This is a genomic window from Haloarcula mannanilytica (assembly GCF_005406125.1).
Lineage (GTDB): Archaea > Halobacteriota > Halobacteria > Halobacteriales > Haloarculaceae > Haloarcula > Haloarcula mannanilytica.
This window is the reverse complement of sequence record NZ_BIXZ01000023.1, coordinates 1-11,206: the sequence shown is the minus strand read 5'-3', so window position 1 is coordinate 11,206 and position 11,206 is coordinate 1. Positions and strand designations below refer to the sequence as shown.

At 48.9% G+C, this 11,206-nt stretch carries 5 protein-coding genes and 8 pseudogenes; 8 read left to right on the top strand and 5 right to left on the bottom strand.

The features are described from left to right. Positions 1–30: 30 nt before the first annotated feature. Positions 31–600 carry a glycosyltransferase family 2 protein gene (locus Harman_RS22230; protein ID WP_137685614.1) on the bottom strand — a complete coding sequence of 190 codons (570 nt, stop codon included), beginning with the start codon at positions 598–600 and terminating at the stop codon, positions 31–33. A gap of 300 nt (positions 601–900) precedes the next feature. Between Harman_RS22230 and Harman_RS22225 the strand changes: the two are divergent. The 3 genes and pseudogenes from Harman_RS22225 to Harman_RS22215 form a co-directional block, all read left to right on the top strand. Further along, positions 901–1,158 (top strand): annotated as a pseudogene (locus Harman_RS22225) (helix-turn-helix domain-containing protein); the annotation flags it as partial. Beyond that, a pseudogene (locus tag Harman_RS22220) lies at positions 1,140–1,445 on the top strand (helix-turn-helix domain-containing protein); the annotation flags it as partial. The pseudogenes Harman_RS22225 and Harman_RS22220, both read left to right, overlap by 19 nt. Positions 1,446–1,504: 59 nt before the next feature. Further along, positions 1,505–1,720, top strand: coding sequence for a transposase (locus tag Harman_RS22215; protein ID WP_137685616.1), 216 nt, complete (start codon positions 1,505–1,507; stop codon positions 1,718–1,720). Positions 1,721–1,726: 6 nt separating this feature from the next. Here Harman_RS22215 and Harman_RS20995 read toward each other — a convergent pair. Then, positions 1,727–2,258: pseudogene (locus tag Harman_RS20995) on the bottom strand (transposase); the annotation flags it as partial. Between Harman_RS20995 and Harman_RS20990 the strand changes: the two are divergent. Further along, a pseudogene (locus Harman_RS20990) lies at positions 2,251–2,586 on the top strand (preprotein translocase subunit SecY); the annotation flags it as partial. The pseudogenes Harman_RS20995 and Harman_RS20990 sit on opposite strands and share 8 nt — an antisense overlap. A 198-nt stretch (positions 2,587–2,784) precedes the next feature. Then, entirely contained in the window at positions 2,785–4,608 is a 1,824-nt protein-coding gene (locus tag Harman_RS20985; RefSeq protein ID WP_137685612.1) for an ABC transporter ATP-binding protein, read from the top strand. A gap of 172 nt (positions 4,609–4,780) precedes the next feature. Here the strand turns inward: Harman_RS20985 and Harman_RS20980 are convergent. Further along, positions 4,781–5,156: pseudogene (locus tag Harman_RS20980) on the bottom strand (IS5/IS1182 family transposase); the annotation flags it as partial. Between the two features lie 373 nt (positions 5,157–5,529). Here Harman_RS20980 and Harman_RS20975 point away from each other — a divergent pair. Next, entirely contained in the window at positions 5,530–6,354 is an 825-nt protein-coding gene (locus Harman_RS20975) for an IS5 family transposase (protein ID WP_137685611.1), read from the top strand. A gap of 66 nt (positions 6,355–6,420) precedes the next feature. On the opposite strand, the pseudogene Harman_RS20970 reads toward Harman_RS20975, so the two are convergent. Next, a pseudogene (locus tag Harman_RS20970) lies at positions 6,421–7,156 on the bottom strand (IS1595 family transposase); the annotation flags it as partial. Positions 7,157–7,201: 45 nt separating this feature from the next. On the opposite strand from Harman_RS20970, the pseudogene Harman_RS20965 reads away from it, so the two are divergent. After that, positions 7,202–8,281 (top strand): annotated as a pseudogene (locus Harman_RS20965) (IS630 family transposase). Between the two features lie 237 nt (positions 8,282–8,518). Then, on the top strand, positions 8,519–9,856 hold the full coding sequence (locus tag Harman_RS20960) for an O-antigen ligase family protein (RefSeq protein WP_137685610.1): 1,338 nt from the start codon (positions 8,519–8,521) through the stop codon (positions 9,854–9,856). A 114-nt stretch (positions 9,857–9,970) separates the two neighbouring features. On the opposite strand, the pseudogene Harman_RS20955 reads toward Harman_RS20960, so the two are convergent. Beyond that, a pseudogene (locus Harman_RS20955) lies at positions 9,971–10,651 on the bottom strand (IS6 family transposase). Positions 10,652–11,206: the final 555 nt, after the last annotated feature.

Below are 11,206 nucleotides of genomic sequence, written 5' to 3'. Positions count from 1 at the left end.
CTGTCTGGTGTGTCGGGCGTCGTACGACGTTCAGTACCACTCGTGTCCGGACTGTGGTGCGTACGACATCCGCCGGACGAAGTGGCTCACGTAGCCCCCGGCGTCCACGTTGGCACGTCCACCGGACGTGCGTATACACTTACCCCCAATCCCACTGACATAATTGTTTTTGTTAATTAGATTCTTTTTGTATATTCGCCCTTTATTAATCTCCTGTTCAACAGATCCATTCCCACGTCTAATTTCTCTAGACAACGAGACACCGAGACAGTTATTCTGTTCAGTCTCAATACGCTGCACGATATTTTCAACTGCTTCTGGCTTTATCTGGTCATCAGAATCTAAAAATAAAACTAAATTACCGTTAGCGAAATTAATTCCAGTATTTCGTGCAGAGTTTGCCCCCTTGTTTTGTGGGTGTGTCTGGATAATAGTGTCTTTGTATTCGCCAAGATCAATATTGTTATTTAATTGTTTTTCAGAACCGTCATCAATTATTATAGTTTCTACATTGTCGTATGTTTGCTCAGATACACTTCTCACAGCTTGAGTCAGCAGCCGGGTTCTATTGTATACAGGAATTACAACACTTACTTTCATAATTATAATTTATCTTGGGAAAACCTGTGGTGATCTCGAACAAAGGTAGTTTCGAGGTAGCATTTTGGCTGTCATAATATATATCTATCGCTCATGTGGAGCACATTGTTGATGAGTTAGAGCACGTTCGAACGATTGTTCAAGAGTATCTCTACCGGGTTTTTGTAAGATTTGGCGGCGCAGTTGGAACGCTCTGGGATACGGCGTGAGTTTGTCTTTTGAGACACCTTGATGTGGTGAGAGCCACGTTGCACGAGAGTCTGCCAAAGAGTTGACGCCTCTGGAACCGTATAGTTCTCGATGAATACCAGTCAACGCGGTAACTTAACCCGACATTTGTCGGAAAAAGGGCTTGACCAAGCGATCGAGGAAGCACAGAAGGAGAACGAGACCTGTCTCGTCCGGCGGCTTTGTTTCATCAAGAATCTCTATCAAGGTGATACGAGCAAGCAGGCAGGTCAACGCGTCGGGATCTCTCGATCCACGACGCGTCGGTGGGCATGCGTGTGGAATGAGAGTGGGATCGAGGGGTTACGCCACGCTTCGGCGGCGGCCGGCCGCCGAAGCTCTCACCTGAACAGTTCGAGGAACTCTGTGCGATCCTTGAAGACGGCCGACCGTGGACGCCACAGGCGGTTCGTGCACTCATCGAAGACTGCTACGGTGTCACCTACCACCCGGCGCATCTCAGCCGAAAGCTGCGTGAAGTCGGAATGAACTACGCCAAATCACGTCCAATGGATCCACATCGTCCAGACAACGCTGAGGGAATTTCGCCGAGCGTCTGTCCGAGGCGCTCGAAGAGATCCGTGAGCAGAATCCGTGAGGCCAGATTCTGCTCGTAGCCGACAACTATGGGTCGCATCATGCGAAACTCATGCAATGACGGGCCGACGAATTCGGCATCGAGTTCGTCTTCATTCTACCGTACTCACCGACACTAAACGCAATCGAGCCGCTGTGGAAAGACCTCAAACGAGAGATCTCGGCAGAGATCTTCGAGAACAAAGACTACTTCCGTGAGTTTCTCACCGAGACATTTCTTCGGTCGAATCGTCGTCTGAGTTTTACTGTCGACTGGATCGAGACGTTCCTTCCCGATGTTCTAAAGTTACGCTGATCACTCCAGCGACGCGTGGCTCTCGCAGATATTCACCTCTGTCTCCATCGACGTATTTGCCATTACCGTGAATCACCGTTTCTCGCTGGTAACTTTCGTCTTCTTCGAGTGGGTCGTACGCTCGAAATCCGTCGGTATAGATAGTTAGCGACCCCTTCTCACGATCGCCGAAGAGAAGTCGCACGGTCGATTCGGTAGCGGATTTCGCTGGCACGACATTCGCCGACTACTCCCACGATCAACGATTGTGAACACCGGTGGCTTGTCCTCAGCATAGTTTCCACGACCGTGTTTCGAGGGCCGTGCGAGCCCAACTAGGAGTCTCGCTCGCGCAGCCTTTCAGCCCCGCAGTCCGTAGACCCCGTCGATCTCTACCGGGCCAATGAGGTCTATAGCTGGCGCGTCGAGCGTTCTGGCGAACTGCTCGACGCCCCGTCGCAGCGACCGGTATGAAAAGTTCAGCGTCCACTGGGAATACTTTTGTTGACCTGAGGAACGCGTAGAACGCGAACAACAGCTTGTCAAGGCCGATATTCGCCGTCTTCTGGGTCGAAACCACCGACATGGGTCCAGAAGCAACGGCCAAGCAAATCCACAACTCCGGCATGCAGATCCCCGGCTTCCGACAGAACGTCGGCGTCATCGAGAAGGTCCTTGAGCGGTACATCCCGCAGGTGACTGTCATCGGCGGTGCGCTCGTTGGGCTGCTGGCCGTGATGGCCAATATGCTGGGCACCATCGGTGGCGTCTCCGGAACTGGGCTGTTGCTTACAGTCTCCATTACGTACAAGCCGTACGAGGAGATCGCCGAAGAGCCGCTCATAGAGATGCATCCGATGATGCGCCAGATGCTTGTTGAGGTGTAGGACGAGGAGCAATCATTTTTATCAGGGAGATTCTATTTTTTAGTGGCTACGCAGAGGATAGTATCAATGTTTATATAATTCTGTGGTGGATTTGAACTGTTGAGAGAGAGTTCGTCGGTTATAGTCAGCTTGTTCACCAGTTGTGTGCCAACAGCTATATCGTGCTGTTTTTCTATTCGGGCAGGTTCCTGTCAGATAGTGACAGAACCAGACGCTGACCAGATCAGCCGATCCGAGCAACTCCAAGCGCTTGTACGTGTTGCGAAATTCCGGCCAGGATTTACGGCTGCGATTATCGCTGCAGGTGTTTTTGCTGCTGGACTCGAAGCAGTTGGGCTAAGTTTTATTCTGCCGATCGTCGAAATCGTTCAATCTCCCGGTGACCCGGCACAGCAGGCTAGTGGTGCCATGGAGGTGTTTGTCGCCGCATACCAGTTACTGGGTATTTCGTTCACCCTCGGGACTGTCATTGTGGGGGTGAGCTTCGTGCTTACGGTGCGGTGGACATCGACATTTATTGTTCGATGGTTGCGTGGGATGCTTGTCGTTGATTATACCCGAGACCTGCAGACACAGGCATTTGATAACGCACTTGACGCCCGAATCACGTACTTCGACCGAGAAGGATCGGATGATATCTTGAATGCAATTGTAACACAGGCCGAGTACGCAGGTCTTGTCATCCGGCGTGTTGTCAATTTCTTTGAGCAGGGCCTTCTGTGTTTGATGTATCTCGGGATTGCACTTGTGATTGCACCCCTACTGACAGTCTTTGCAACTGTATTCCTTGGTGCGCTTTCGCTGATCTTTCGGTATGCTCTGGAATCAGGATACGACATTGGGAATCGTGTAGCGGACGCAAATGAACGTATCCAGCAGGCTGCACAGGCTGGAACGCAAGGTATTAGAGATACGAAACTATTTGCAATGAAAAATGAACTCTTTGACGATTTTCAGGAAGCTGTTGATCAGTTTGCTGAGTCGAGTATTAAACAAAAGCGTAACCAAACAGCAATTCAGAGTTTCTACAATTTGTTAACTGCTGTGTCTGTGTTCTTGTTAATTTATTTCGCTATTGCATTCGCCGAGATGTCGCTTGGATCTCTTGGTGTTTTTCTCTTTGCTATGTTCAGATTGGGGCCGAAAGCGAGTAATCTCAATTCGAAATTATATCAAATAGAAAACAATCTTCCACACTTGGTTCGAACACAGCAGTTCATTGACGAACTTGAACGAAATCGAGAGTCGGAGACTGAGATAGAACCAGTGCCAGATGAAGTACAAACGGTTACAGTTGACGATGTGTACTTCTCATATCAAGGACAGGATGATGAGGCATTATCGGGTATATCGCTGGAATTTGAGAAAGGTGAGTTTATCGGATTTGTTGGACAATCTGGTGCCGGAAAATCGACAATTGTCTCCTTACTGGCACGGCTATACGAACCAGATTCCGGTAAAATCCAAGCAAATGGTCGTTCGATCCACGATATGCCTGTTGATGAGTGGAGGGAACACATAGCGGTCGTGCGCCAAGATCCGTTCATTTTCAATGATACACTTCGTTATAATCTCACAATCGGGAAGCGGGATGTCTCAGAAGAAAAGTTAGATCATATCATTCGAATTGCCAAAATAGACGAGTTCTTCGAGGAATTACCTGCAGGATACGAGACACAACTCGGGGATCAAGGTGTTCGTCTTTCAGGAGGACAACGACAGCGTATCGCATTAGCACGAGCGTTGTTGATAGACGCCGACGTGCTAGTGTTAGATGAAGCGACTAGCAATCTTGACTCAACATTGGAGAAAGAGGTGCAGAACTCTATCGAGAGCTTGGACCGTGACTATGTGATGATTGGGATTGCTCATCGACTATCGACGGTGCAAAATGCTGATCGAATCTATACCGTTGATTCAGGTAAAATCATAGAAACTGGACGACATGAAGAATTGATTGAGAATGATGGGCAGTATGCTGAATTGTATAATATGCAGTCACAAGGTCAAGAAACAACATGAGTTACCCACTGGATACTATGACACTGTTTAGTTTGCTCTGTTGAATAGCGGTGAATACGTGGAACAATAGAATCTGATTTGCTTGTGGGTGGTTGAAAAGGTTGGTCCCAAATCTGATCATCGTGTTCCTTGGTGACTGGAACGACTAATTCGCACGGCCGCGGTAGTATTAGATAGTTTGATCGCGCTGAAATCCACTGGCGTCAATCGCGGCTTCGCCACTCCAGCCCGCCTGCTCCGCTCTCCGGTGGAGCAGGCGGGCTGGAGTTCACGCATCCGAGACTGATACTCACCTTCCCACCGACAGAAAGATCTCTAGTGCAGTACTTCGTTGAGGTCGAACACTGCTAAAACACCGGGCATCTCGTTGAGATAGTCCTCGGTTTCCCAGAGGCTCTTCTCCAGTTCAACGCGGAACAGGATTAATGCGATCTGTGTCCACTCAGCGTACCGTCCGCGCCATCCGGAGCGGGGGGTACATCCGGATCGTCTACGTGTTATTTGGTAAGTTCTCGACACATCCACACTAACCGTCTGAGCGATGCCATATCGCCAGACGGCGTCCATTTCGAGTTAGCTTAACAGAATATTTCTGTTTGAGCGTCTAAGACACCCCTTAATTGGTAACAAAACAAGGCAACCTAAGTAGAGTTCTGAGTATAGCGTGAGAGATGTAGCAATGAGGGACGACAGTTCCAAAGAGATTGTCCGCCGCCTCACGAACCCAAAGATGCCGAATCATATGCTGTTCTTCGGTGTCGCGGAGAAGCTCGTTAGGATCTTCTGCTGAGATGTGACGTTTGATCTCTTTGCGCCGACCGGTTTCCATTGACAGTATTTTTTATACTGCTCTGTTGAATAGCGATCTGATTAGCTGTTATCGCGGAGTAGAAGGACGAAGCCGAGGAAATCGACTCTGTCATGGTAATCGACATCCTCGACTTCGTTGAAGAGTGTCGGCATCTAGCTAAACAAGCGTTAGGGAAGCATGCGGGCGAGCCCGCCAGCGGCGGGTTCGCCCGCTGGATCCACGTTGTGTTGCACTGTTTCCGACTCGAAGAAGAGCACAGCTTCCGTGAAACGCCGAATCGGCTGAAATACATGGCGGAACTCCGCGACATTCTTGACCTTGATCAAGACGATCTCCCGGATTACACGACGATCTACAAATCGTTTGATCGGCTCAAAATGTGGGTGTGGCGGGCGTTGCTGCGCGTTTCAGCGCAGCAACACCCGCAGTCTGGTCACGTAGCACTCGACAGCACGTTCTTCGACCGACGCTCGGCCTCATCGTACTACCGACAGCGGTCTGGAAGCACTGTACAAACGCTGAAAGTGACGACATTAACCGATATAGAGTCACTGGCTGTGCTTGATGTACATATCTCAGCACGGTGGCAACACGACACGAAGACCGGACCGCAGGTCGTCCGCCGGAACGCGGACGACCTGCAGTTCGTCGCCGCTGACTCTGGTTTCCAAGATTGGAACACCGAGTACGAGATTGCTGCACTAGATATCGACTATCTTGTACACTACCGCGGTTCCTCACTGAACGCAACCACGAATAATGCGCTCATCCGGTCAAAAGGGTCCACTCAGCGCTGGATGGCTGAAACTTCGTATTCGACAACAAAGCGCTCGCTCGGCAGTGCCGTGCGAGCGCTTGGCTGGTATCGACAGTTCCGTGAAATTGTCCTGATGTTCGCCATCACAAACATAGAAACGCTCTGTGAGCCGCTCTAACTATGATTCAGCATCTATTCAACAGAGCATTTTATACTACGCTCTTGTGAAGCACGTTGTTGATTTTCAGAGGAGGGCGTTGAGAGCATGTTTGAGCGCTTCGTCACGGGTTTTCTGTAGAGTTCACGGCGGAGCTGAAAGGCTCTAAGATATGGGGTTAGCTTGTCTTATGATACTCCTCGCAGGTGTTGACGTAGATGTCGCCGTCAGCGTATTCTCCGTCGCCGTGGACGATGTATTTGCGGGTGAATGCGTCGTCTTCTTCGAGCGGTTCGTACGCTCGAAATCCGTCCGTATAGACGGTCAGCGACTCCTCGTCGTGGTCAGCAAGTAGGAGTCGAATGGTCGATTCGTCGGCGGATTTCGCTGGCACGACGTACCGATCGTCTGAGCCACGATCGACCAGCGTAAACACCGGCGGTTTGTCGCCATCGTAGGACCCTCCTCCACGCGTGGACAGGCCACGCGAGCGCGGCTCCTGGTCGCGCTCGCGGCCTTTGAGACCTGCAGACACGTACACTTCGTCGATTTCAACTGGTCCAGACAGCGTGATCGAAGGCGCGTCGAGCACTCTGCCGAAGCGCTCGACGCGCCGCCTCATCGTTCTGTACGAAAGGTTGAGCTCCGACTCAATCTGCCGTATACTCGTGTTCAACCGAAAGAAGGCGTAGATCGTAAAGTACCAGTCTTTCAGTGAGAGCTTCGAGTGAGCAAAGATTGTGTCGGTCTTGTCGTTAAACGTCCGACCGCAATTCTTACACAAATACCGCTGATATACCCGATAGCTGCCGTTTCTGACCGTTAGTACGTAAGGGAAGTTTTGGGGTTGGCGTGCCGAGTCAACTCAATGAGCGGGGACCGTCGCAAAGAGATCGTCCGTCACCTCAGTGAGGACGATCTCGACCGGTTGTTGGCCGAGACAGAGACGAGAAGATCAGCAAGCGACTCATCTTCGTCAAAGATCTTTACCGAGGCGACAGCCTCGAAGAAGCAGCCAACCGCGGTGGGAAATCTGAGTCGACAGGCAGTCGCTGGGCATGGCGGTGGAATGAAGGCGGTCTCGGCCTTCTCACGCCGAACTTCGGGGACGGACGTCCCCCGGAGCTCGGCGAGGACGAACAACAAGAACTCTTCGACATCCTTCGTGACGGCCAGCCGTGGAAGTCACAAGAAATCCAGCACTTTCTCAACGAAGAGTTCGACGTTAAGTATCATCCGGTCTATCTCAGCCAGTTTCTCGATAATCTCGGACTGTCATACTCGATTCCCCGCACGAAACGGCCGTCACGGCCGGATGACGCTGAAGACATTCTCGACGAGGATAGCACCGATGAGCCTCACAACAAACGGGAGGGTGATGAGGAGGAAGGCTGGGTCGTTGACGACGATATCTGTACAGACGGTGGCACTGTCATGGGGTTTTTCGACTCGGCACATCCACAGCCGTGGGACAATTCTCACCGGCTGTGGTACGTCGATGATCCGCATAATGAACGACCGCTGGTGAATCTCCATGAACCAGCGGTCGGGTTCTATGCGCTTGACGGTGAGAGCGTGGTCAGCTTTCCCGAGGATCAGACGAAAGAGCAGATTTGCGAGTGTCTCGAACGGATCCGCGAGCAGAATCCGCACGGCGGGATTCTGCTCGTCTTGGACAACCACTTCGCGCACACGTGTGAATACACACGCACGCGCCCATCAACTCGGCATCGATTTTGTCTTCTTACCCGTTGGTTCGCCCGACCACAACCCAATAGAACAGGTCTGGAAACAGCTGAAATGAGAAGCCTCGCCGTTGGTCGACGAGAGCGCGGCCGAATTCCGCACTCTCGTCGAAGACCTCTTCGAGGAACTCACCTCACGACTGAGTTTCGCTCGGTCCTGGATCGACGACTTCCTCGGCAATCGCTTGCAGTTCTTCTCCTAATCACTACAGGTCAGAACGGCAGCTGGGGCACAAACGCCATCACGCCAGCGAACCTGTTGCAGCAGGTCCGCTGGCCGATTCCAACACGAACCTGCTTATTGGGAACATATCGGGCACCGCTGGCGCGGTGCCCTTGCCCTCTCGACCTTTAGCCCCACCTCTCGCTATCAACAATCTACTTCGAAAGAGCGTTTATACTATCGACATATATAAATCCCAGTAGAGTGATCCATTACTATGGTGCTCGTTTTTTTTGTGGTTACAAGCTTAGCAATAGCACTTGGTCTTATTTTTGAATTAATTAGATCTGGATCTAGTAAAAAGCTCATCTATATAACTCTATTTTCATTACCCATCGATTTATTCCGATTAGAAACAGGGTTATTTAATATAAGTCTGCCAAGATTTTTTTTAATTAGTGTCGTAACAGCGCATATAACGTCATCCTTAAAAAGGTATAACACAGGACAAGGAAGAATCATTCATATTAATGAAAATGTTCTTGGTATTTATATCTGCTCAATATCTGCAATATTATCTTTATTAATTTCAATGGCTATAGCATCGGATCCTCAAAAAGGCATTCCGCAGCTATTTAGTGGTCTATCTGGAATAATTCTAATTCTAATAATAATCAGAACAGCATCCGAAAAAGTTTATGTCACAAGATATCTTCATTCTATATTTTTATCGTATATATTCCCGATTATTTTCATGTTATATACCTACTACATGTATATTGTCGAAAGAGAGTATATTAAAAATATACCTTTTAGACAGTTGATTCCCTTCGAATTAGCTGGTGGCGGTCATCTTCAACCTTTCCAGAGAGATATCGGAGGAATAGTAATTCCAAGGTTAACACTGCCTTTTACTTCTCCACCGCATTTGTCTATGTATTTAGTAATAGGACTATTCCTTGGTACATGGTACCTAAAAAACACAAGAGGTAAACAAAGGGCAATATATTCTACTTATTTATTATCAATATTTTTTTGTTTATTATTAACTGCTTCTCGTACCGGTATTCTAACTTTATTGATCGTGTTACCTATTATCACTTCGCTTTATTACAGGGAATATAATATATATGTGTTACTTATTACCGGGATAATTCTATCCGGGCCCTTTTTATTCTTTATACTAAACCTTGAATCAAGTTTAGAACTGATTAGAAACTCGACATCTTCACATATACAAGCAAGAATGATTGGCGTAGCCACTTGGATTCAAAATATGAAGACAATTTTATTCGGCATTGGATTAGGTAATTATCCCATATATACTGGAGGATTTACTCCGGAGACCAACTATATTAAATTTTTGGCTGAGAGGGGTATTATTGGCACCTTGTTAGCTTTGCCGATATATGTGTATACTCTAATATTACTATTCAGAAATACTAGGATTGCGAAATATCAAAGTGATACCTATACAATGAGTGCGACCTGGTTTTGTATAATATTGTCTTTATTGATTGGAGAACTCTTTTATGATTTCATTCATTTATCACAGGTGTGGCCAATTGTAGGAATAGCCACAGCTGTAGCAATTCAATACAATCCAAGCCAATAATTATGTTATACCTCGATTAGTATTCATATATCACGAAATAATACAACAATATATTAATGAATATAAGACATAAATTTTATAGTAATAAGGAACAAGCAGTCTGATGGGCACTGTCTAGTTCTTGATTTCCTCAGCCGGCGTTTTTCCGTCAAGAGCTTGGTTCGGTCGTTCGTGGTTGTAGTGGTGTCTGAAGCGTCGTAACCACTGTTTCGCGCTCCGGTGACTGCCCCGCCAAAACGAGTGAAAGCGGTCAATTCGCATGGTCACAGTTTGGAACCACTTTTCGATGTGGTTCCGGATTCGATAGTCAAGCCGACCGCTCAAATCGTGACGCGAGAGGGCGGTCAGATAGCCGCCACCATCGACGAGAAACACTGAATCGGCGACATCATGTTTCTGAGTGAGCCGATGCAGGAACGCCGCCGCGGGGTCAGTCCCGCGGCGGCTGAACACGTCAACTTCGAGTAGCAGTTTTGATTCGGTGTCGACAGCGGCGTACAACCACTTCTTTTCTCCGTCAACCTCGATTTGTTTCTCGTCAACCGCGACCCGCGACGGCTCCGCCGTCGGCGGGTCGCTCTGTGCTTCGGACAGCGTATGAACCCAGTTCCAGACCGCACCGTGAGAGCGATCGACACCCAACAACTCTAAGATTGCCACCGTCTCCCTGATCGACAGCCCCGCCGTATGGAGACGCACCCCAAACCGCCGGACGGATGTCGGGGTGTACTCGTTCTCCCAAACGTCTTAGCTGTCCTCATCTAACGTCTCTCTGAAGAGGTCTGCGAGTTGCATGGACACTTCTCGCTACGGCCTCCTCGCTTCTCAAACTCGCTCAACTAGACAGTGCCGTCTGATGACTTATCCTAATAAAGTGTTTCCCTGTTTAGTATAAATCACTGCCTTCTTGTTTGTGAGATTGTGATAGCATACAAAACAATTTACCGGTGGATTGAGTCAACTACAATGAATATAAATTCTCTTTATTATCAACCCATCTGTCTCAGCCGAAATCGACGAAGGCTGCACGCACCGGCATCCCGGTGAACAGGCTCAGTACCTCACAAAGCTGGTTAGTTGAGAGGTCTGCTTGCTGAAGGTGTGCCTACGACCTCGCAAGCAGACAATGAAATCCACGAGGACCAGCTTCTTAATTTCCTCGTCAACACCCTCGACCAGGAAATTACACCTCGGTCTCGGCGCTAATGCTGATTTCGACTCTGATAGTAATTAAGGAAGTTATTTACCGATAGATTTTGTAGAGCCGGTAATGGGTCGGCTCGACGAGATCACGCTTGAGGAACTCTACAAGCTCAAAGAGCAGATAGACGAAGGAAAGCCGCGAGAACG